The organism is Streptomyces sp. NBC_00620, from assembly GCF_026341825.1.
GTDB lineage: Bacteria > Actinomycetota > Actinomycetes > Streptomycetales > Streptomycetaceae > Streptomyces.
Map to the genome: position 1 here is coordinate 181,168 of NZ_JAPENY010000003.1, position 20,245 is coordinate 201,412.

Genomic DNA, 20,245 nt, shown 5'->3' on the forward strand with positions numbered 1-20,245 from the left:
ACCCCCTCCCGGAAAGCTCCCCTTGGACACCCGCGGGCTCAGCAGCCCACCCGCGCCGCCAGCCCCGCCGCCCCCGGCACCCGGTCCCGATAGGTCTGCTTCACGAACGTCAGGAACGTCTCGATGTCCCTTGCCTGTGACGACACCCCCAGCGAGATACGGACGGCGCCGGCGGACGGCAACTGGAGGAGCTCCAAGTAGTCCTCCAGGGAACCGAGTTGCTTGCCCGCCGCCGAGCGCAGCCGGCGCAGCGGCAGGGCGAAGGCCGCCTCTCCGGCGCCCGGGTTGCAGAAGCAGCCCGTGCGCAGGGAGATACCGCGCGAGGCGCTGTCGCGGGTGACGATCCGTTCGTCGACGATCCGGCTGTCCGCTCCGAGCAGGTTCAGCGCGACGGTGCCGCCACGGGCCGCGTCGGCGCGGTCGGGGCCGTACACCCGGACCATCGGGGAGCCGTCACTGTGCTGCAACGCCCGTAGGCCCGCGAGCAGTTGGCCGGTCAGTTCGGTGACGTGGGCGTGCACGCGGTCGATGCCGATGCGGTCGATCCACGCGAGTCCGGCGGTGATGTCCGGTATGGACAGGAAGTTCACCGTGCCGTCCTCGAAGGCGGCCTCGTCGTCAGCGAGGACGTGCCACTGCGCCTGGGCGCTGACCGCGTAGATCGTGCCGCCGGAGAACCAGGGGCGGCGCAGCTTCGCGAGGGCGTCCCGGCGGGCGATCAGGCTGCCGATGCCGGTGGGGTGGCCGAAGACCTTGTACCAGCTGACAACGGTGAAGTCGGGGTGGTACCGGCTCAGGTCCAGCGGGTTGGCCGGTACGAAGGCCGCCGCGTCGAGGAGTACGTCGTAGCCGTAGGCCTGGGCGCCCGCTATCCACTCCAGCGGGTGCTGTACGCCGGTGAAGTTGCTCTGCGCCGGGTAGGCCAGCAGTCCGCGCGAGCGGCCACCGCCGTCACGCCTCCCCGGCAGACCGATTCCCCGGCCGCGCGCGGACAGCGCGGACCGCAGCCGCTTCTCGTCGATATGCAGTCCGGGCCCGCTCACGGGTACGTACGCCGTCGTGGCTCCGCGTGCCCGCGCGTACTCCCGCAGGCCGTTGACCGAGTTGTGGTTGTCGAGCGACATCACGAGTCTGCCGCCGCGGGCGAAGGGATACGCCTCGCCGACCAGTCGCAGGGCGCCCGTCGCATTGGGGGTGAAGATCACGGCGTACTCGTCGGGATCGGCGTTGAAGTGCCGCAGGACCGCTTGGCGCGCCTCGCTGAGCAGGAGTCCGGAGGCGCGGGAGGCCGGGCTCTCGGAGTGCGGGTTGCCGAATAACCCTCCGGTGATCCGCTGCGCGCTGCCCGTGACGAGCGAACGCGGGGGAAGCCCGGCGCCCGTGTGGTCGAGGTAGGTGTGCCCGCCCTCGTCGAGATAGCCGAACTCGCGCGCCCGCAGGTCCGCGAACTCTCCGGAACCGCCCGTTCCGTCGGCGTGTATGTGATCGGTGGTCTCTGCTGCCTTTTCCATCAGGTCCCCTCCGTATGAAACTTCAACAAAGGTATCCGTGCGAGGCGGGCCCTCCCCTGTGCCCCGCCGTCGAACAGTGATTGGCTGGCCCCGGCCACGCCAACCGACGCGCAGGAGAACCACGTAGTCATGAGCAACCCCTATACGTACGAGTACAAGGTCGTCACCTTCCGGGAATCGCTGATCGGCGACGCCCTGGACAGCGGCAAGCTGGAGAAGGTCCTGAACAAGCACGCCGAGGACGGATGGGCGCTCAAGGCGATCACCTCCGCCGACGTCAAGGGGCGGATAGGCCCCGGCGCCGTGGAAGGGCTGCTCCTGACCCTGGAGCGTCCGCGCCAGTAGCCCCTGGCGGGGTGCGCGCTGCGCCGAGCCGGGGGATGCTGGAGCTGATGGGACAGCGGATCCGCAGGTACTACTGATGCCGTCGTAGGCCTTCCGGCACGGGAGGCCTACGACTGCTGGGCGGATACCGGCCGGTTACGTCAGAACGGTACGGCGATGAAGAGCGACAGCACACTCCCCGGAGAGGTCGTCTCCAGTCAGTCGGTGTTCGGTGCGCCGTGCTGGGTCAGTCTGACCACGCGCGATCTGGCGGCCGCGGAGCGCTTCTACCAGGCCGTACTGGGCTGGGAGTGGCACGCGAGCAAGCTGGACGACGGGTACAGGATCGCCGTGGTCGACGGGGTGCCGGTCGCCGGAATCTCCGCGGTGACCTCCCTGTGGCGGACGGCCGTGGCGTGGATCCCGTACTTCGCGGTGTCCAGCGCGGACGAGACCGTGGCCCGGAGCCATGAGCGCGGCGGTACGACCGCGGTGGGGCCGATCTCGTTCCCGCCGGGGCGGGCAGCGCTGCTTGCCGACCGGGACGGAGCGGTCTTCGGTATCTGGGAGGGCGAGCTCGTGGCCGGCTGGGAGACCTGGCGCCGCGCGGCGCCGGCCTTCATACGGCTGCACACCCGCGACGCCTTCGACGCCGCGATCTTCTACGGAGAGGTCCTGGGCTGGGCGTCCTCGGCCTCGGGAGTCTGCGAAGTCCACTACGAGGAGAGCGAGGTCGTACTGCGCAGCCAGGGCGACGTCGTCGCCCGGATCTACTCGGGCGCGGTGGGATCCGCACCCGATCCCGAACTCAGGCCGCACTGGCAGATCCATTTCGCCGTCCCCGACGTGGAGGCCTGCGCCCGGGCCGCGCGAGCCCATGGCGGCACCGCCAATCAGGAGGGCCTCGGCTCTACGGAGGCGATCCTCAGCGATCCCGACGGAGCGCACTTCACGGTGACGTCGAAGGCCGTCGTGTAGCGGACTGTGTCCGCAGAAAGTCTCCTCGCCCACGACGCGACGGAACCGGCGGATCAGGCTCCAATAGAGGGTGACGGGATACAACCGGTACGACCGGCGCCGCCGGACCCTTCAGCCCCGCGGCGGCGCGATGGAGGTCCGCGATGCCCACTGCTCTCCGGCTCCTGCCCGCCCTCGCCCCCGACCATCGCGAACGGCTGATGAGCCTGGCCCGGGAGGTTTCGTTCCCAGCGGACGGAAGGATCTTCGAAGCAGGCGGTACCGCCGACCGTTTCTGGGTGGTGCGCTCCGGAACGGTCTCCCTGTACCAGCGGGTCGTCGCGGAAAGACGCATCTCCGTTGCGACGCTGGGACCCGGTGATCTGCTCGGCTGGTCATGGCTGTTCCCGCCGCACCGGTGGGACTTCGGCGCCGAGGCATTCAGTCCCGTACGCGCCTATGAATTCGATGCCGGGGACGTGCGTACCCTCTGCGACGCCGATCCGACGCTGGAGCTGTCCCTGACGCGGACGATCGCCGCCATCCTGGCCCACCGGCTCGAAACGACCCGGGCCGCGCTGATCGAGCACTACGCGCGCCACGGCGGTAGCAGGTGAGCTGACGCGCCACCGTCCACAAGCGCCACCGTGTAGGAATCTCGTATGACCGAGACCCCGGACTCCTTCGAACTCCTCCCCGGCGCCGCCGGCTCCCCCGTGATCCTTCATGTGCCTCACTCCTCACGGGAGATTCCGGCGCAGGTACGCGAGGGCATCGTGCTCGACGACGCGGCGCTGGAGCGCGAGTTGGACCACATCACGGACGCGCACACCGCGGAACTGGCCGCGGTGGTGGCGAAGGCCGCCGACGTCACGCCCTGGCGGTTCGTCAACCGGCTGTCCCGGCTGGTGATCGACCCCGAGCGCTTCCCCGACGAACGGGAGGAGATGCGGGCCGTCGGCATGGGCGCGGTCTACACGCGGACCACGCATCGGGCGCCGCTCCGGCCCGCCGAGGCCGACCCGCGACCGCTGATCGACCGTTACTTCCACCCGTACGCAGGGGCGATGACGGCGGCGGTGGCCGACCGGCTGGCCGCCACCGGGCGGGCCGTGGTCGTCGACGTCCACTCGTATCCGAGTGCCCGCCTGCCTTACGAACTGCACGGCGACGGTCCCCGGCCGCCCGTCTGCCTGGGCACCGACGGCTTTCACACACCGCCCGAACTCCTCGCCCTGGCGGAGAAGGCGTTCGCGGGCGTCGGCGGTGTGGGGATCGACAGCCCGTTCTCCGGTACGTACGTCCCGCTGCGGTACTACGAGCGGGAGCCGCGGGTCACGGCTCTGATGGTGGAGATCCGGCGGGATACGTACATGAGCGAGCCGGGTGGCCCGGCGGGCCCGGGGCTCGCACGTCTGGCCGTCGCGCTGGGGGCTCTCGTGGATGCCGTATCGCAGTAGCCAGGTGGCCGGGCTCCCCCTAGGGTCAGGGTAAGCAATCGCTTAGCCGCTGGCTCGGGGAGGCACGGGATCATGCCGGTCGTCGACGCGTGGATGCAGCACCCCACACTCCGTCACTCCAACCACGAGATGTTCGAGTCGCTGCGCCGCTGGACGGGCCAGGGGCTCCTGGAGGAGCAGCTGCCGGTCAAGGCGACGGTGGCCGCGCTGGCCGCCGCCGATGTGGAGACCGGGCTGTGCGCCGCCTGGTACGGACCGCAGGGGCCGCTCATCAGCAACGACGAGGTCGCGGACTTCGTCGCTCAGTCCGAGGGGCGGTTGCGCGGCGTCGCGGGAGTGGACCTGAGCAAGCCGGTCGCGGCCGTGCGGGAGCTGCGGCGGGCCGTCGGGGAGCTGGGCTTCGTGGCGCTCAGGATCGTGCCGTGGCTGTGGCAGCTGCCGCCCACCGACCGGCTCTACTACCCGTTGTACGCCGCCTGCGTCGAGCTCGGCGTCCCCTTCTGCACGCAGGTCGGTCACACCGGACCACTGCGCCCCTCCGAGACCGGCCGGCCCATCCCGTACATCGACCAGGTCGCACTCGACTTCCCCGAACTGACCATCGTCTGCGGGCACATCGGCTACCCGTGGACCACCGAGATGATCGCGGTGGCCGACAAGCACGCAGGGGTCTACATCGACACCAGCGCCTACACGGCGCGCCGCTATCCGCCCGAGCTGGTGGAGTACCTGCGCGGCCGGGGACGCCGCAAGGTCCTCTTCGGCAGCAACTACCCGATGATCACTCCTGCTCAGGCGCTGGAACACCTCGCCGACCTGCGCCTCGACGACGACGCCACCGAGCTGTTCCTGGCAGGCAACGCCCGATCCGTCTTCCGCCTCGGGGATCATTCGTAGATGCTTGGGCCGGACCGTGTTCGACTCCGAGGTCCCTGAGTGAGGGCAGCACGTCGATGGCTTTGCAGATCAGCGCCACCAACCCGGAGCATCCCGCGCTCCTGCTCGAACTGCCCTGGCAGCTGCCCCTGGAGGAGTGGCCCGAGCACTATCTCGTCCCGCTGCCGCGCGGCATCTCACGGCACGTGGTGCGCTATGCGCGCGCCGGGGCCGAGGTCGTGGCGGTCAAGGAGCTGGCCGAGCGGCCCGCGGTGCGCGAGTACGAGCTGCTGCGCAGCCTGGACCGGCTCGGTATCCCGGCGGTGGACCCGCTCGCCGTGGTCACCGAGCGCACGGACGAGAAGGGCGAGCCACTGGAGCCCGTGCTGATCACCCGGCATCTGGGCGGCTCGATGCCGTACCGGTCGATGTTCGAGACGACGATGCGGCCCGCCACCATGCACCGGCTGATGGACGCCCTCGCCGTGCTTCTGGTCCGGCTGCATCTGGCGGGGTTCGCCTGGGGCGACTGCTCGCTGTCCAACACGCTGTTCCGGCGGGACGCCGGGGCGTACGCGGCCTACCTCGTGGACGCCGAGACCGGGGATCTGCACCCCCAGCTCAGCAGCGGGCAGCGGGAGTACGACCTCGATCTCGCCCGCGTCAACATCAGCGGCGAACTGCTGGACCTGGAGGCGGCCGGAGCCCTGCATCCCTCCGTGGACCCGATCGAGTTCGGTGCGGAGATCTGCGCGCGCTACCAGGGACTGTGGGACGAGCTGACCCGTACGTCGGTGTACCCGGCGGGCAAGCACCACTACATCGACCGGCGCATCCGCCGCCTCAACGACCTCGGATTCGACGTCGCCGAGATGCAGATAGCGCACTCCTCGAACGGTGACACGGTCACCTTCGTCCCCAAGGTCGTCGACGCGGGCCACCACCAGCGCCAGCTGCTGCGGCTGACCGGGCTCGACACCGAGGAGAACCAGGCACGCCGGCTGCTGAACGACCTGGAGAGCTGGATGGCCACCCAGGACGACTACGCGCCGGGCGACCCTCCCCCAGGCTCTCGGCTTCGCTCGAGCAGGGGGCACCCCCATGCCGCCCGCCCCGAGGTGCTCGCACACCGCTGGGTCCGGGACGTGTTCCGGCCGACGGTCCGTGCCGTGCCGCTGGACCTGCGCGGATCCATGGACGCGGCCGAGCTGTACCACGAGCTCCTCGAACACCGCTGGTACCTGTCCGAGCACGCTCAGCACGACATCGGCCTGGACACGGTCGTGGACGACTACGTCACGAACATTCTCCCCAAGGTCCGGGAGACCCTGCCGCCACGGGCGGACACCCCCGCCCCGCCCGCCTGAGTACCCGCTTCCAGAGCAAAGCCGACCGATCGTACATACGATTGGCCCTGTACCTGCCGCGCGGCCGCCCGTGGGCGTACGGCCGGGACGACACTTACCTGCTCGGGGTGGGAGACGTATGGCACAGGCCGCCAGTCCAACGCGGACCGTCATTCTGACCGTGGATGACGATCCCGGAGTGTCGCGCGCCGTGGCCCGCGACCTCCGGCGCCGCTACGGCGAGTCGCACCGCATCGTGCGCGCCGAGTCCGGGGAGGCCGCGCTGGACGCGCTGCGCGAGCTGAAGCTGCGCGGCGACCAGGTGGCGGTGATCCTGGCGGACTACCGGATGCCGCAGATGAACGGCATCGAGTTCCTCGAGCAGGCGATCGACGTCTATCCGGGCGCGCGTCGAGTGCTGCTGACCGCGTACGCGGACACGAACGCGGCGATCGACGCGATCAATGTGATCGACCTCGACCACTACCTGCTCAAGCCGTGGGATCCCCCGGAGGAGAAGCTCTATCCGGTCCTGGACGACCTCCTCGACGCGTGGCGGGCGAGCGACTACCGGCCCGTGGGCATCTGCAAGGTGGTCGGCCACCGGTGGTCGGCGCGCTCCTCAGGCGTACGGGAGTTCCTGGCCCGCAATCAGGTGCCGTACCGCTGGTACTCGTCCGACACACCCGAGGGTGTACGGCTGCTCGCTGCCGCCGGGCAGGACGGGGAGCGGCTGCCGCTGGTGATCACTCCGGACGGTACGCCGCTGGTGGAGCCCGATGATCCGGATCTGGCGGCCCAGGTGGGGCTGGCCACGACGCCGACGGCCGAGTTCTACGACCTCGTCGTCATCGGCGGTGGTCCCGCCGGGCTCGGGGCGGCCGTGTACGGCGCATCGGAGGGGCTGCGGACCGTCCTCGTCGAGCGGTCGGCGACCGGGGGCCAGGCGGGGCAGAGCTCGCGGATCGAGAACTACCTCGGCTTCCCGGACGGGGTGTCCGGGGCGCAGCTCACCGACCGGGCACGGCGGCAGGCGGCGAAGTTCGGTGCCGAGATCCTCACCGCGCGGGAGGTCACCGGGCTCGAGGTCACCGGGGCCTCGCGCACGATCCACTTCTCGGACGGTTCCGCGATCGCCGCGCACTCCGTGATCCTGGCGACCGGAGTGTCCTACCGGCAGCTGGAGGCGCCCGGGCTGGCGGATCTCACCGGCTGCGGGGTCTTCTACGGTTCGGCGCTCACGGAGGCGGCCGCCTGCCAGGGCCATGACGTGTACATCGTGGGCGGGGCGAACTCGGCCGGGCAGGCCGCCATGTTCCTGGCGCGCGGCGCCAAGTCCGTCACCATCCTGATTCGCGGCTCGTCCCTGTCCGCCTCGATGTCGGCCTACCTGGTCCAGCAGATCTCGGACGCGCCCAACATCACTGTGCGCGCCGGCACGGTCGTCGAGGCCGCGCACGGTTCGGACCACCTGGAACAGCTGACGCTGCGGGATGTGGCGAGCGGGCACACCGAACTCGTCGACGCGCAGTGGATGTTCGTGTTCATCGGGGCGGCCCCGCTCACCGACTGGCTGGAGGGGACCGTGCTCAGGGACGCGCGCGGATTCATCATGGCCGGGCCCGACATGACCCTGGACGGGCAGCCGCCCGAGGACTGGGAGCTGGACCGGCCGCCGTACCACCTGGAGACCAATGTGCCCGGCGTGTTCGTGGCCGGGGACGCGCGTGCCGAGTCCGCGAAGCGGGTCGCGTCCGCCGTCGGAGAGGGAGCCATGGCCGTGATGCTCGTACACCGTTATCTGGAGCAGTCGTGAGCGGACAGCCGATGCCGTGCAGTATCGAAGAGCTCTCGAAGCTGTTCCTGTTCGAGAAGCTCGACGGGGACCAGCTCGACCGGCTGTGCCGCGAGGGCCGCGTGGAGTTGTTCGAGCCCGGTTACGTGTACCGCGAGGGCGAGCCGGCCACCTGCTTCTTCGTGCTCCTCGAAGGCAACCTCGTAATGTCGCGCCGGGTCGGCGGTGACGACGTGGAGATCAACCGCAGCTCGCAGGTCGGGGTCTACGCGGGGGCCATGCAGGCCTATCTGGGCGGAGGTCCGGACGAGAAGAGCTACAAGGGTTCCCTGCGGGTCACCGAGCCCTCGCGGTTCTTCATCCTGCCCGCCGAGGTGTTCGCCGCGGTCCTCCGCGAGTGGTTCCCGATGGCCGTCCATCTGCTGGAGGGTCTGTTCTTCGGCAGCCAGAACACCCAGCGGACCATCAGTCAGCGCGAGCGGCTGCTGGCGCTCGGCTCGCTGTCCGCGGGACTGACGCACGAGCTCAACAATCCGGCCGCGGCGGCGGTTCGGGCCACGTCCGCGCTGCGGGACCGGGTCGCCGGGATGCGGCACAAGCTCGGCGTGATCGCGACCGGTCCGTACAAGCGCGTCACGCTCGAAACGCTCGTCGAGATCCAGGAGCGGACTGCCGACCAGGTCGCCAAGGCCACCCCGCTCAGCCCGCTCGAAGCCTCCGACCGGGAGGACGCTCTCGCCGACTGGTTCGACGAGCACGACATCGCGGGCGGCTGGCAGCTAGCGCCGACGTTCGTGCAGGCGGGTCTCGACACGGACTGGCTCGACCAGGTCGCCGCGGCCGTGGACGAGCAGACCCTCGAAGGCGCGGTGCGGTGGCTCAACTACACCGTGGAGACCGAGCTCCTCATGAACGAGATCGAGGACTCCACGACCCGCATCTCGCACCTCGTCGACGCCGCCAAGCAGTACTCGCAGATCGACCGCGCGCCCTACCAGGTCGCCGATGTGCACGAACTGCTGGACAGCACCCTGATGATGCTCTCCGGGAAGATCGGATCCGGCATCAGGGTCGTCAAGGAGTACGACCGTACGCTGCCGAACATCCCGGCCTATCCGAGCGAGTTGAACCAGGTGTGGACGAACCTGATCGACAACGCGGTCTCGGCGATGGGCGGCGAGGGCGAGCTCACCGTGCGCACCGCACTCGACGGCGACCAAATGCTCGTCGAGTTCCGCGACACCGGGCCCGGGGTGCCCGCGGAGATCCGCGACCGCATCTTCGACCCCTTCTTCACGACCAAGCCGGTGGGAGAGGGCACGGGACTCGGCCTGGACATCTCCTGGCGGATCGTCGTGAACAAGCACCACGGGAGCCTCCATGTGGAGTCCGTCCCGGGTGACACACGTTTCCAGGTACGTCTTCCGCTGACCGCCGTGGACCCGGATGCCGACGCGGAGGGCGACCCCGACGCGTCAACAGCCCCCGACACCTCCCAGGAGCCGTCATGACCCTGCCTGCCGGAATCGACCCGAGCGTCCCGCCGAGCGGTACGGGGTGCGTCGAATGCGATGCCGTCGAGGGATGGTGGGTGCATCTGCGGCGCTGCGCCCAGTGCGGTCACATCGGCTGTTGCGACAGCTCGCCCGCCAAGCACGCCACCGCACACGCGAAGAGCAGCGGCCATCCCGTCGTCCGCAGCTTCGAACCCGGCGAGAACTGGTTCTGGAACTACGACTCCTCCGAGATGTACGAGTCGGGTCCGGACCTCGCTCCCCCGCTGAGCCATCCCCTGGACCAGCCGGCGCCGGGGCCCGCGGGGCGGGTTCCGGCGAACTGGGCGCAAACACTGGGCTGAGCCGGCGAAGGACGTCTCCTACGGGAGGATCGAGTCGACGTAACCGCCGTCGACCCGTACGGCTCCCCCGGTCGTCGCCGATGCCTGGTCCGAGCTGAGATAGACGACGAGGTTCGCGATCTCCTCGGGTTCGATCAGCCGCTGCAGGAGCGACTGCGGACGGTACTCGCGCATGAAGGTGCGCTGCGCCTCGTCCCAGGGCAGGGAGCGGTCCACGAGTTCGTAGACGAAGTCCTCCACTCCGCCCGTGTGCGTGGGCCCTGCGATAACGGAGTTGACGGTGACGCCCGTGCCCGCGGCCTCCTTCGCGAAACCCCGGCTCACGGCGAGCAGCGCGGTCTTGGACATGCCGTAGTGGATCATCTCGGCCGGGACCGCGATGGCGGAGTCGCTCGCGATGTACTGGATGCGTCCCCAGCCGCGGGCCGTCATTCCCGGCAGACAGGCGCGGGTGAGGCGGACGGCCGAGAGGACGTTCACCTCGAAGTAGCGCCGCCACTCGTCGTCGGTGATCTCCAGCGCCGGTTTGGCTCCGAAGATGCCGAGGTTGTTGACGAGGATGTCCACCTCGGGCAGGACCTCCATGGCCGTGGCCGCTCCTTCCTCGGTGCCAAGGTCGGCGGCCACGGGAACGAACTCCGCCTGTGGTGCCTGCGCCGCGAACCGCTTGATGGCCTCCCGCACACGGTCCGGATCCCTGCCGCTGACGCCGACACGGGCACCCGCCCCTGCCAGGCCCTGGGCGATCGCCGCGCCGATGCCCTGCGTCGAGCCGGTGACGAGCGCGGTCCGTCCTTCGAGATTCAGCTGCATCAGCACACTCCACTGCGGTGTCGGCGGGCCGGGGCACGTACTCCCCGTACGATCATCGGCGATTACCCATGCATCGGCATGCGATGCGCCCGGCGCCGGACGAACACGGCCCGGACGCCACCGTGAGCCGTGAAGGTGCGGCCGGTTGCCTGGTCGTGTTCGGTTGCCTTCAGCCCGGTTGGAAGAACGCGAGCATTTTCCGGCCGGCGTCCGGCGACGTCAGGATTTCCTGGACGTGCGCGGACTGCCGGCCCGCAGCGCTGGTGCGTTCGAACATCTCGCGTTCGTATTCTTTGACGGCGACGGGAAAGTCGTCCGGGTGCGCGGCCAGCGCGAGGCCGAGCAGAGCGCCGTCGAGCAGCGCCATGTTGGCGCCCTGCCCCACCGGCGGCATCAGGTGCGCGGCATCGCCGAGCAGCGTGACGTCCGGCCTCGACGGCCAGGTCAGGTCGACCGGGAGAGTGGTGATCGACCGTGGCAGGACCGTGTCGTCGCAGGCCGCGATCAGCGCGGTGAACCGTGAGTCCCAGCCGGGGAGCAGGTCGATCAGCCGGACCCGGGCGGCGACTGGGTCGCCGAACGGGATGCTGCTGGTCGCGAACCAGTCCTCGGCGGTGTCGTAGAAGCTGAGGTAGATGCGTACGCGGCCGTCGCCGTTGCGCTGCGCCGACAGGGATTGTCCGTTGCCGAGCACCCAGTAGTTCCCACGCCCCACCATCGCCGCGAGGTCGGGGTGGGTGCGGTCGATATCTGGAATGCCGAGCTCGACGACGTTCTGGCCGGTGTGCGCCGGGCGGGCGTCGGTGAGCAGCGCGCGGACCCGGGAGGCCGCGCCGTCGGCGCCGACCAGCAGGTCGTACGTCGCACTGCTGCCGTCGGCCAAGTACAGCAGGCCATTGTCGGCGGACTCGAACGCGCGCCCCCAGCGCACCGTGTGTTCGGGGAGAGAGTCCAGCAGCAGGTTGCGCAGATCGGCACGGTCGACCTCGGGTCGCTCGAGCGGGGCGTCATCGGGCGTCTCCTCCTGCAGCAGCAGGGTGCCGTCCGGCTCGAGAAGGCGCATGTCCTGGCCTTCACCGCGGGCAATCGCGTGGAACCGGTCGATCAGGCCGGCCTCGCGCAACGCCCGCTGCCCGGTTCCTGAGTGCAGATCAAGCATGCCGCCCTGTCCGCGCGCGTCGCGTGACGATTCCCGTTCGTACACGACGGCGTCGATGCCGTTCACGTGCAGCACGCGGGCAAGGGCCAGGCCGCCCAGTCCGGCTCCGACGATGGCGATGGTGGCGGCGGTGGCGGTGGCGGTGGTCACGGTCGCCTCCGATTCGCCGTATTGCCTGCTCGCGGGAGATCGACCCGTAGTGCGCGCGGGCCATCGCCGGTGGGGCGCAGAACGCGATCCCGGACTCGCCGATCGCCTCGGCCGGGAGCGTCGTCAGCCGGGCGGTCCCGGGCGGCTCGGCGAGGCGTGACCATCAGCGCGTGCCGGCCAACGGCGACGGCCTGCCGGGCGCCGCACTGCGCGTCGGTGGACGCGCCTGTGAACCACGCCCTGGTCGCCGGCGAGAACCACGCCGGCGCATCGTCGCTCACCACGCCCCCGGCCTCGCCTGCCCCACCGACGAGTTCCGGCCCGCTGATCAGCCGATTCACCGGCGGAGCCGGGGCGCGAGGACCGTTCGCACGACCTTGGCCACGCCGCTCGCGGCAGATCCATCCTCTTCTTCGGGTTCCGGTTCCAGGACGCTCTGGATCTGCAGCAGCAGCTGGTTGGTCGACCGCCAGAGCGGGACGAACATGCCGGCCACCGGTCCGACGCCCTGGATCGGGCCGTTGGACAGCTCGGTGACCTTCTTGGCAAGCGTGACCGTTGTCGGGTCCCGCAGGATCACGTGCACCTCATCGTCGACCAGCCGGATTTCCATCCTGCGCGCGGCGGCCTCCTCCGGGTTCGCGTCCGTGGTCGACTCCGGATCCAGTTCGTCGATCTTGGCGGCGACCGCCTCCGGGTCGACCCCGAGTTCGCGCAGAACCTTGGCCGCCATACTGTTCTCCGTCCGCAGCATCGCCTCAAGCAGGTGATGACTGCCGACCGGTGCGCCACCGGCCAGCGCGCTGGCGGCGGACACGGTGTCCTCGGTGGCGGATGTGCCGACCGGCCATGGGCCGACCGCGACGTCCTGCGATCCCTCCACTGACGCCAGCACCGCGGCACGGATCTTGCTGATCGGACTGATCCGCTCGGCAAGCACCTTCGCGCCGACGCCCTCACCCTCCCTGACCAGGGCGAGCAGGATGTGTTCCGTACCGATGTAGGTGTGGTGCAGGTGCAGCGCCTCGCGCAGGGCGAGTTCCAGCGTCTTCTTCGCGCTCGGCGCGAACGGGATGTGGCCGCTCAGCTCCTGCGTGCCGGGCTCGACCAGCGCGGCGATGTCGACCTGCGCCGTCTCCTTGTCGTACCCGAGCCGGTGCAGAACTTTGGCCGCCATGCTGTCCGGCGCATCGAGCAGCCCCAACAGGATGTGCTCCGTGCCGATGTGGTTGTGCTTGAGCAGCCTCGCCTCCTCCTGAGCCGTCACGACCACCTTGCGGGCTTCCACCGTGAACCTTTCAAAAGTCATGGCTTCAGGGTCTCAACCCTGTCAATACACTGCTATTGATAGGGTCACCGTGCTGAAGGGAGGGTGTGATGGAGACACCGTCGGACTGGGAGGACCGGCTCACGCGCTGGCAGAACGAGCTGGAGCTGTTCGAGCGGCTGGACGAGACGCCCTGGGTCACGCTGGCCAGGGCGGAAGCCGAGACGGGGGTTTCCCGCTCGGCCCTGCGGTCCTGGTACCGCAATGGCGAGATCCAGTCCCGGCTGGCGGACGGCCCGAACGGGCCGCAGCGCCTGGTCCAGCTGGACGCGGTGATCGAGCGCGCCGCCGCGTCACCGCGCATTCAACGCAGGGCGGAACGGGAAGTCAGCCTGGAAGCCCAGGTCACCCTGCTACGACACCGGGTCGACCAGCTTGAGCTGCGGCTGGCCGCACTGGAACGGAAGTGACCGGCACGAGCAGCAGCGTGCCGGCAGCGCCCGCGGGGCACGATCACCTCGCCCTCCGGGACGGTCTTGTCATACGGCCTTGACGACGGTGCCGGTGCCTTCGAGCGCGGTGATCTCGTCGGCTGGTGCCGTGGTGTCGGTGACGAGGGTGTGCAGGAGTGTGGCGGGGCCGACGTGGGCGTAGGCGGTGTGGCCGAGCTTGCTGCCGTCCGCGGCGACGATGATGCGGCGTGTGGAGGCGATGCCGGCCTTCTTCACGGCCGCGTCATCGAGGTCGTAGGCGGTCAGGCCGTCGGCTGCGCTCAGACCGCAGCAGCCCATGACGGCAGTGTCGAAGCGCAGTGCCGCCAGGGACGCGAGGGTGAGGGGGCCGGTGAGGGCTCCCTCGGCGGCCCGAGGCTGCCCGCCTGGAACCATCAGCGTGGCCGGGCCCGGGCCCTCGCCAAATACATGGATGGCCTGCAATGACAGGGGCATCACCGTGACCGGCCGCCGGCGCAGCAGGTGGGCGACCTCCAGGCATGTGGTGCCGCTGTCGAGGAGGACGGTCTCACCGTCGGCGATGAGCGAGGAGACCTCCGCCGCGATGCGGCGCTTGGCATCGACGGCCTCGTGAGCACGCAGCACGAAGGGCGGCTCCTCGCCCCTGAGCAGCAGGGTGCGCGCCCCGCCACGGACACGCTCGAGGACGCCTTGCGCCGCCAGCGTGTCGAGGTCGCGCCGGATGGTCATCTCGGAGGCGCCGGTCAGTTCGGCGAGCTCCTGGACCGTGATCCTTCCCGACTCCCTGACGGCCTGCGCGATCATCCCGTGCCGGTCTGCGTTGCTCATACCGCGATTGAACACCACACGAAACGAACATTCAATGTGTGCGAAGTGACAGTATTCAACCGCCCAGAATGTTCGTTACGGTGGCTGTCATGAATGATTCGCTTCGAGCCGCCCGAGTAGCGACCTTTGTCTACTTCACCCTCTGCGGCACTCTGATGGGCACCTGGGTGGTGAACATCCCCGCTGTCGAGGAGCGCGTGGGCATCAGTCACTCGACGCTCGGGGGACTGCTGGTGCTCCTTGGGCTGGGGGCCTTCATCGGTATGCAGGTGGCCGGGCGTCTCACCGACGGTCTCGGGGCGCGCATAGTCGTCCCCGCCACCGGCGTGCTGTCCAGCGTGGCCCTGGTGCTGCCCGGTCTTCCCCGGGAGCCGTGGACGCTGGCAGGTGCCCTGCTGGTCTTCGGATTCTGCAACGGCTGCCTGGACGTGAGCATGAACGCCCACGCCGTGCACGTGGAGAAGGCGTACGGCCGGCCCGTCATGTCGGCCTTCCACGCCACGTTCTCGGTCGGCGGTGTCCTCGCCGCGCTGGTCGGAGCGGCCACGGCGAGCGCCGGACTGAGCCCCGCCATAGGTATGAGCGCCATGGGAGCCCTGGGCATCGTGATCGCCCTGGTGTCGGCACGCGCCCTGCTGCCGGCCGCACCCGCCGCTGTCGACACCACTTCTGAGCGGGAGGCCGAGCAAGCCCCGGCCGCCAAGCGCAGCAGCACCAGCGGGCGCATCTGGATGCTCGCCACTCTGGCGCTGATGGTCATGCTGTGCGAGGGAGCCGCCAACGACTGGAGCGCGCTGCACCTGAAGGACGTCCTCGGCGCACCCGCGAGCACTGCCGCCTTCGCGTACGGCACCTTCGCGGCGACCATGACCATCGGCCGGCTGCTCGCCGACCGCCTCGTCGCCCGGTTCGGTTCCATGGCGATCCTGCGCTACGGCGCGGCGACCGCTGCCGTCGGCATCACGATCGTGACCGTCTCCCCCTGGATCTGGGCCGCGTTCGCGGGGTGGGCGCTGTTCGGTCTGGGGCTGTCCGGCTGTGTCCCGCAGTTGTTCAGCGCGGCCGGGCACGCCGACCCCTCCGCCGCGGGGGCCAATGTCTCCCGCGTCGCCGGGCTCGGCTACGTCGGCATGCTCGCCGGCCCCGCCGTCATCGGCTGGCTGACCCACCTCGTCGCCCTGAACCACGCCTTCGTACTGCTGATCCTGCTGTGTGCGATCACCGCTGTGGCCGCCCGGATCCTGCGCACCGGATCCGACCGCACGCTCGAGATGGCACACGGCAGCCACTGAGCGCCTGTGCGGCACGGCTCACTCCGTGCCGCACAGGCTTCCCCTCCCGCCCCGGCCGTCAGAACCCGGAGGAACCCTCACCATGCCCAGCGACCGACGCATCGTGCTGTTCGACCTCTTCGGGGTCATCGCCCGTCACCAACGCCCGGGCGCCCTGGAGAAGATGGCCGCCCGCTGCCACGCACCCACCGAAGCCTTCACCACGGCGTACTGGGCCTGCCGCCCGCCGTACGACGCCGGTCAGCAGTCCGCGTCCGAGTACTGGACCGCCGTACTGCGATGGCTGTCCCGGCCCGTCGACGCCAACACGATCGAGGAACTGCGCCTCACCGACATCGACAGTTGGTCACGCGTCGACGGCCGGATGGTCGCCTATGCACAGTCCCTCCGCCGCGTCGCCGAGGTCGCCCTGCTGTCCAACATCCCCTCGGACCACGCGGACGCCTTCCTCGCCGCGCAGCCCTGGCTGCACAATCTGGACCACATCGCCTTCTCCGGGAAGATCAAAGCGGCGAAGCCGGACCCGGCAGCCTTCCATCACTGCGTCGTCGCCATGCGGGCCGCCCCGACCGACTTCCTCTTCGTCGACGACCGCGAGGAGAACGTCCGCGCCGCGCAGGCCACCGGTATGAACGGGCACGTCTTCACCGACCGCGACGAGCTGGCAGCCGTCATCGACACGTGGCTGCCGACAGGCCGCTGAAGCCGAGGTCGCGGCCCGCCGGGCGTTGCAGCGGCGACCCTCCCGTTCATGAGTTGCCTGCACACCTCTTGAGGCCCAACAGTCGCTCCTCATAGGATCGTTGAGATCTGAATGAAACGTTTCAATCACTGAGGGGCGACACATGGCCAAGGATTGGAACCGCCGCGTCTTCCTGCGCGGCTCCGTCGCCGGAGCAGGCACCTCCATCGCGCTCGGGTCCGGCGGCGGCACCGCGTCCGCGTCGCCGGAGGCAGGCGCCGGCGTCCCGCTCGAGGACGGGCTGCGCATAGCGCGTACGACCGTCGAGTACGCCGACACGCTTCTCGGCACCGAGGTCGAACACCCCCGACTCACCTGGGAGTTGAACGCCCGCGGACGAGGCGCCCGGCAGTCCGCGTACCGGGTGAGAGTGGCGCTCACCGAGAAGGACCTGGTCCGGGGGCGACACCTGGTCTGGGACTCGGGCCGGGTCGAGTCGGATCGAACTGTCGGCATCGTCTACGCGGGTCCCGCGCTGCGGCCCCGTACCCGCTACCACTGGCAGGTCAGGGTCTGGGACGGCGAGGGCCGCGCGTCCGCGTGGAGTGCGCCGCGCTGGTGGGAGACAACGTTGCCAAAGGACGCGTGGCAGGGGTTCTGGATCGGTGCCGCGGCCGCGCCCGAGCCGCCGGGCTTCGAGGGGGCGTCCTGGATCTGGTCGCCCGGCTCGACCGCCAACTCGGCTCCCGCCGGGCCCCGTTGGTTCCGAGGGGCGGTCACCCTCCCCGCGGGCACGGAGATCCGCAAGGCGACCCTGGTGGCCACGGCCGACGACGACTTCACCCTGTACCTCGACGGGCAGCAGGTGCTGCACCAGCCCGAGCGGACGGACGCCTGGCGCACCGGACATCTCGCCGATGTCACCGAGCAGGTGCGCGGGGCGATCGGTGGCCGGATCGTGGTCGCCGCACTGGCGACCAACCGCGGCAGTGCGTCCGTCAATCCGGGCGGGCTCCTCGTCCGTCTGATCGTCGAGACCGCCTCCGACGGCACGGTCGAGCTGGTCACAGGAACGGGATGGCGTTCCGCCGAGAGTGAGCAACAGGGCTGGCAGCAGCCCGACTTCGAGGACGCCGGCTGGCCCGATGCGGTCGTGCTCGCGCCGTACGGGCAGGGTCCCTGGGGCGGCGGAGTGTCGATCGCGGTGCCCGAGCAGCCCGCTCCCCTGCTGCGGCGCGAGTTCACCGTCCCGCGGGAGGTGGTGCGCGCCCGGCTCCACATCAGCGGGCTCGCGTACTACGACGCCGAGATCAACGGCGTACGCATCGGCCGCCAGGTGCTCGATCCAGGCTTCACGGACTACGACGAGACGGTGCTGTACGCGGTGCACGACGTGACGGACCGGATCCGGCGGGGCGTCAACGCGATCGGAGTGACGCTCGGCCGCGGCTTCTTCGGCATGACCACACCCAATGTGTGGAACTGGCACCAACCGCCCTGGCACGATGAACCGCGCCTGCTGGCCCAGTTGGAGGTCGACCATCCGGACGGCTCACGCACCCTCGTCGCAACGGACGGGCAATGGCGCATCACCGAGGGTCCGACCCGCTCCAACTCCTTGTACGCCGGCGAGAGTTACGACGCACGCAAGGCACCCGCGGGCTGGACGCGCCCCGGGTTCGACGACCGCGGCTGGCAGGAGGCACAGCGACAGGCCGCGCCGCGGGGGACCCTGCGCGCCCAGGCGCACGATCCGATCGAGGTCATCGAGACCGTACGCCCGGTCGCCATCAGCGAGTTGAGTGAGGGTGTGTACGTCGTCGACATGGGCCGGACTCTGGCCGGCTGGTCGAGGCTGACCGTGCGGGCCGAGGCAGGGACCACGGTTCGCCTGATACACGGCGAGAAGCTGAAGTCCGACGGCAGTGTGTCCGCGGAGACCGGGCATGTGCCGGGCCGCTTCCAGACGGACGAGTACGTGTGCGCGGGCGGCGGTGCCGACGAGGTGTGGGAGCCCAAGTTCTCGTACAAGGGCTTCCGTTATGTGCAGATCAGTGGACTGTCCGAGAAGCCCGACCCCTCCCAGGTGCTGGGCCGCGTCGTGCATACGCGGGTGGCGGCGACGAGCACGTTCGCCTGTTCCGAGCCGTTCTACGAGCAGTTGGAGCGGGCCATGCGGCGCACCCTCCTCAACAATCTGCACGGCATCCCGACGGACACGCCGATGTACGAGAAGAACGGCTGGACCGGTGACGCCCAGTTGGGTGCGCCCGTCATGGCGTACGCGTTCGGGGTGCACCGCTTCCTGTCGAAGTGGCTCGGCGACCTGAGGGACAGTCAGAACACCGATGGGCAGCTGCCGGTGATCGTGCCGAGCGGCGGCTGGGGCTACGGCGACCTCGGCCCGTCCCCCGAGTGGACGACCGTATACCCCTTCCTCGTACGCGAGATGTACCGCGTGTACGGCGACGAGCGGCTGGCCCGGGACCACTGGGCGCCGCTCACCCGCTACCTGGACTGGGAGATCTCGCGTCTCAGGGACGGGCTCGCGGTGACCGCTCTCGGCGACTATCTGCCGCCGGGCTACGGCGGCAACCCGCCGGAGGATACCCGGCTGACAGCGACCGCGTATCTGCATCGCGCGCTGACCGGGACGGCGGAACTCGCCGACCTCCTGGGCGACGACGAGGTCGCGACGCGCTACCGCGAGGTCGCGGGCGGCCTCAAGGAGGCGTTCAACGCGGCGTTCCTCGGCCCTGACGGGCACTACCGCACCGCGAAGGACCCCGGTTACCGCCAGACGAACAACTGCGTTCCGCTCGCCTTCGGACTGGTCCCGCCGGGCGCACGGGCGAGCGTCGTCGACTCGCTCCTCGCCGATATCGCCCAGCGCGGCAACCATCTCAACACCGGGGCACTGGGCACGAGCGTGCTGCTGCGCGAACTGTCCGCGCAGGGGCACCCCGAAGTGGCACACGCAATCGCCACCCAGCGCTCGTACCCGAGTTGGGGGTACTGGTTCGACCACGGCGCCGACACCATGTGGGAGATGTGGCCCCTCGACTCCCGCTCCCGGGACCACTACTTCCAGGGCACCGTCGTGCAGTGGCTCTACGAGAGCGTGGCAGGGATGCGTCCCGGCGACGCGGGCTACCGCACCTTCACGGTCCGTCCGGACGGCCGCACGGGCGTGAACTGGGCCCGCACGTCGGTGCACACGGTGCGCGGGGAGGCGGCAGCCGCGTGGTCCCTCGTCGACGGGACGACCCGGCTGTCGGTACGGGTGCCGGTCGGGGCGACGGCCGAGGTGCATGTACCGGCGGCCGCCCGCTCGGCGGTGACGGCTCCGGGCGGGGCGGTGTTTCTCCGTTCGGACCGGGGATTCATCGTGTACCAAGTGCCGCACGGAGGCTGGGAGTTCGTGGCGCGGGGCGACGGGTAGAGCGTGCTCCGG

At 69.9% G+C, this 20,245-nt stretch carries 18 protein-coding genes; 13 read left to right on the forward strand and 5 right to left on the reverse strand.

The window, feature by feature from the left end; translation table 11 throughout:
• Window positions 1-38 precede the first annotated feature (38 nt).
• Entirely contained in the window at window positions 39-1,511 is a 1,473-nt protein-coding gene (locus tag OG246_RS32160; protein ID WP_266471428.1) for an aminotransferase class V-fold PLP-dependent enzyme, read from the reverse strand.
• 129 nt (window positions 1,512-1,640) lie between these two features.
• Between OG246_RS32160 and OG246_RS32165 the strand changes: the two genes are divergently transcribed.
• From OG246_RS32165 to OG246_RS32205, 9 genes are all read left to right on the forward strand, one after another.
• Window positions 1,641-1,856 carry a DUF4177 domain-containing protein gene (locus OG246_RS32165; RefSeq protein ID WP_266471430.1) on the forward strand — a complete coding sequence of 72 codons (216 nt, stop codon included), beginning with the start codon at window positions 1,641-1,643 and terminating at the stop codon, window positions 1,854-1,856.
• 156 nt (window positions 1,857-2,012) lie between these two features.
• Window positions 2,013-2,813 carry a VOC family protein gene (locus tag OG246_RS32170; protein ID WP_266471433.1) on the forward strand — a complete coding sequence of 267 codons (801 nt, stop codon included), beginning with the start codon at window positions 2,013-2,015 and terminating at the stop codon, window positions 2,811-2,813.
• 143 nt (window positions 2,814-2,956) lie between these two features.
• On the forward strand, window positions 2,957-3,409 hold the full coding sequence (locus tag OG246_RS32175; RefSeq protein ID WP_266471436.1) for a cyclic nucleotide-binding domain-containing protein: 453 nt from the start codon (window positions 2,957-2,959) through the stop codon (window positions 3,407-3,409).
• A gap of 45 nt (window positions 3,410-3,454) precedes the next feature.
• Window positions 3,455-4,252, forward strand: coding sequence for an N-formylglutamate amidohydrolase (locus OG246_RS32180; protein WP_266471438.1), 798 nt, complete (start codon window positions 3,455-3,457; stop codon window positions 4,250-4,252).
• 72 nt (window positions 4,253-4,324) lie between these two features.
• Window positions 4,325-5,149, forward strand: coding sequence for an amidohydrolase family protein (locus OG246_RS32185; RefSeq protein WP_266471440.1), 825 nt, complete (start codon window positions 4,325-4,327; stop codon window positions 5,147-5,149).
• Between the two features lie 56 nt (window positions 5,150-5,205).
• On the forward strand, window positions 5,206-6,495 hold the full coding sequence (locus OG246_RS32190; RefSeq protein ID WP_266471441.1) for a DUF4032 domain-containing protein: 1,290 nt from the start codon (window positions 5,206-5,208) through the stop codon (window positions 6,493-6,495).
• 118 nt (window positions 6,496-6,613) lie between these two features.
• Window positions 6,614-8,290: an FAD-dependent oxidoreductase gene (locus OG246_RS32195; RefSeq protein WP_266471443.1), complete on the forward strand. Its 1,677-nt coding sequence runs from the start codon at window positions 6,614-6,616 to the stop codon at window positions 8,288-8,290.
• Entirely contained in the window at window positions 8,287-9,780 is a 1,494-nt protein-coding gene (locus OG246_RS32200) for an ATP-binding protein (protein ID WP_266471445.1), read from the forward strand. The genes OG246_RS32195 and OG246_RS32200 overlap by 4 nt, the downstream gene beginning before the upstream one ends.
• Complete coding sequence (locus tag OG246_RS32205; RefSeq protein ID WP_266471446.1) at window positions 9,777-10,127, forward strand: UBP-type zinc finger domain-containing protein; 351 nt, start codon at window positions 9,777-9,779, stop codon at window positions 10,125-10,127. Before OG246_RS32200 ends, OG246_RS32205 begins: the two co-directional genes overlap by 4 nt.
• A gap of 18 nt (window positions 10,128-10,145) precedes the next feature.
• On the opposite strand, the gene OG246_RS32210 is transcribed toward OG246_RS32205, so the two are convergent.
• From OG246_RS32210 to OG246_RS32220, 3 genes are all read right to left on the reverse strand, one after another.
• Window positions 10,146-10,940, reverse strand: a complete 795-nt coding sequence (locus OG246_RS32210; RefSeq protein WP_266471448.1) for an SDR family NAD(P)-dependent oxidoreductase — start codon at window positions 10,938-10,940, stop codon at window positions 10,146-10,148.
• A 169-nt stretch (window positions 10,941-11,109) separates the two neighbouring features.
• Window positions 11,110-12,249: an NAD(P)/FAD-dependent oxidoreductase gene (locus tag OG246_RS32215; protein WP_266471450.1), complete on the reverse strand. Its 1,140-nt coding sequence runs from the start codon at window positions 12,247-12,249 to the stop codon at window positions 11,110-11,112.
• Between the two features lie 337 nt (window positions 12,250-12,586).
• Window positions 12,587-13,558: a Clp protease N-terminal domain-containing protein gene (locus OG246_RS32220; protein WP_266471452.1), complete on the reverse strand. Its 972-nt coding sequence runs from the start codon at window positions 13,556-13,558 to the stop codon at window positions 12,587-12,589.
• Between the two features lie 68 nt (window positions 13,559-13,626).
• Between OG246_RS32220 and OG246_RS32225 the strand changes: the two genes are divergently transcribed.
• Window positions 13,627-13,986 carry an excisionase gene (locus OG246_RS32225; protein ID WP_266471454.1) on the forward strand — a complete coding sequence of 120 codons (360 nt, stop codon included), beginning with the start codon at window positions 13,627-13,629 and terminating at the stop codon, window positions 13,984-13,986.
• Between the two features lie 69 nt (window positions 13,987-14,055).
• Here the strand turns inward: OG246_RS32225 and OG246_RS32230 are convergent, their stop codons facing one another.
• Entirely contained in the window at window positions 14,056-14,817 is a 762-nt protein-coding gene (locus OG246_RS32230) for a DeoR/GlpR family DNA-binding transcription regulator (protein WP_266471456.1), read from the reverse strand.
• Between the two features lie 89 nt (window positions 14,818-14,906).
• Here OG246_RS32230 and OG246_RS32235 point away from each other — a divergent pair, with 89 nt between their 5' ends.
• The 3 genes from OG246_RS32235 to OG246_RS32245 all read left to right on the forward strand — a co-directional run bounded on the left by OG246_RS32235 (window position 14,907) and on the right by OG246_RS32245 (window position 20,233).
• The gene (locus OG246_RS32235; RefSeq protein ID WP_266471459.1) at window positions 14,907-16,109 is read left to right on the forward strand and encodes an MFS transporter; all 1,203 of its coding nucleotides are present in this window, start codon (window positions 14,907-14,909) and stop codon (window positions 16,107-16,109) included.
• 82 nt (window positions 16,110-16,191) lie between these two features.
• The gene (locus OG246_RS32240; protein WP_266471460.1) at window positions 16,192-16,812 is read left to right on the forward strand and encodes an HAD-IA family hydrolase; all 621 of its coding nucleotides are present in this window, start codon (window positions 16,192-16,194) and stop codon (window positions 16,810-16,812) included.
• Window positions 16,813-16,954: 142 nt separating this feature from the next.
• Complete coding sequence (locus tag OG246_RS32245) at window positions 16,955-20,233, forward strand: family 78 glycoside hydrolase catalytic domain (protein ID WP_266471462.1); 3,279 nt, start codon at window positions 16,955-16,957, stop codon at window positions 20,231-20,233.
• The last annotated feature ends 12 nt before the right edge of the window (window positions 20,234-20,245 follow it).

Excerpts from the sequence above, each read along its gene's own strand:
- OG246_RS32160 (WP_266471428.1), bottom strand. The coding sequence starts at position 1,511 with ATGGAAAAGGCAGCAGAGACCACCGATCACATACACGCCGACGGAACG.
- OG246_RS32165 (WP_266471430.1), top strand. The coding sequence starts at position 1,641 with ATGAGCAACCCCTATACGTACGAGTACAAGGTCGTCACCTTCCGGGAA.
- OG246_RS32170 (WP_266471433.1), top strand. The coding sequence starts at position 2,013 with ATGAAGAGCGACAGCACACTCCCCGGAGAGGTCGTCTCCAGTCAGTCG.
- OG246_RS32175 (WP_266471436.1), top strand. The coding sequence starts at position 2,957 with ATGCCCACTGCTCTCCGGCTCCTGCCCGCCCTCGCCCCCGACCATCGC.
- OG246_RS32180 (WP_266471438.1), top strand. The coding sequence starts at position 3,455 with ATGACCGAGACCCCGGACTCCTTCGAACTCCTCCCCGGCGCCGCCGGC.
- OG246_RS32185 (WP_266471440.1), top strand. The coding sequence starts at position 4,325 with ATGCCGGTCGTCGACGCGTGGATGCAGCACCCCACACTCCGTCACTCC.
- OG246_RS32190 (WP_266471441.1), top strand. The coding sequence starts at position 5,206 with ATGGCTTTGCAGATCAGCGCCACCAACCCGGAGCATCCCGCGCTCCTG.
- OG246_RS32195 (WP_266471443.1), top strand. The coding sequence starts at position 6,614 with ATGGCACAGGCCGCCAGTCCAACGCGGACCGTCATTCTGACCGTGGAT.
- OG246_RS32205 (WP_266471446.1), top strand. The coding sequence starts at position 9,777 with ATGACCCTGCCTGCCGGAATCGACCCGAGCGTCCCGCCGAGCGGTACG.
- OG246_RS32210 (WP_266471448.1), bottom strand. The coding sequence starts at position 10,940 with ATGCAGCTGAATCTCGAAGGACGGACCGCGCTCGTCACCGGCTCGACG.
- OG246_RS32220 (WP_266471452.1), bottom strand. The coding sequence starts at position 13,558 with ATGACTTTTGAAAGGTTCACGGTGGAAGCCCGCAAGGTGGTCGTGACG.
- OG246_RS32225 (WP_266471454.1), top strand. The coding sequence starts at position 13,627 with ATGGAGACACCGTCGGACTGGGAGGACCGGCTCACGCGCTGGCAGAAC.
- OG246_RS32230 (WP_266471456.1), bottom strand. The coding sequence starts at position 14,817 with ATGAGCAACGCAGACCGGCACGGGATGATCGCGCAGGCCGTCAGGGAG.
- OG246_RS32235 (WP_266471459.1), top strand. The coding sequence starts at position 14,907 with ATGAATGATTCGCTTCGAGCCGCCCGAGTAGCGACCTTTGTCTACTTC.
- OG246_RS32240 (WP_266471460.1), top strand. The coding sequence starts at position 16,192 with ATGCCCAGCGACCGACGCATCGTGCTGTTCGACCTCTTCGGGGTCATC.
- OG246_RS32245 (WP_266471462.1), top strand. The coding sequence starts at position 16,955 with ATGGCCAAGGATTGGAACCGCCGCGTCTTCCTGCGCGGCTCCGTCGCC.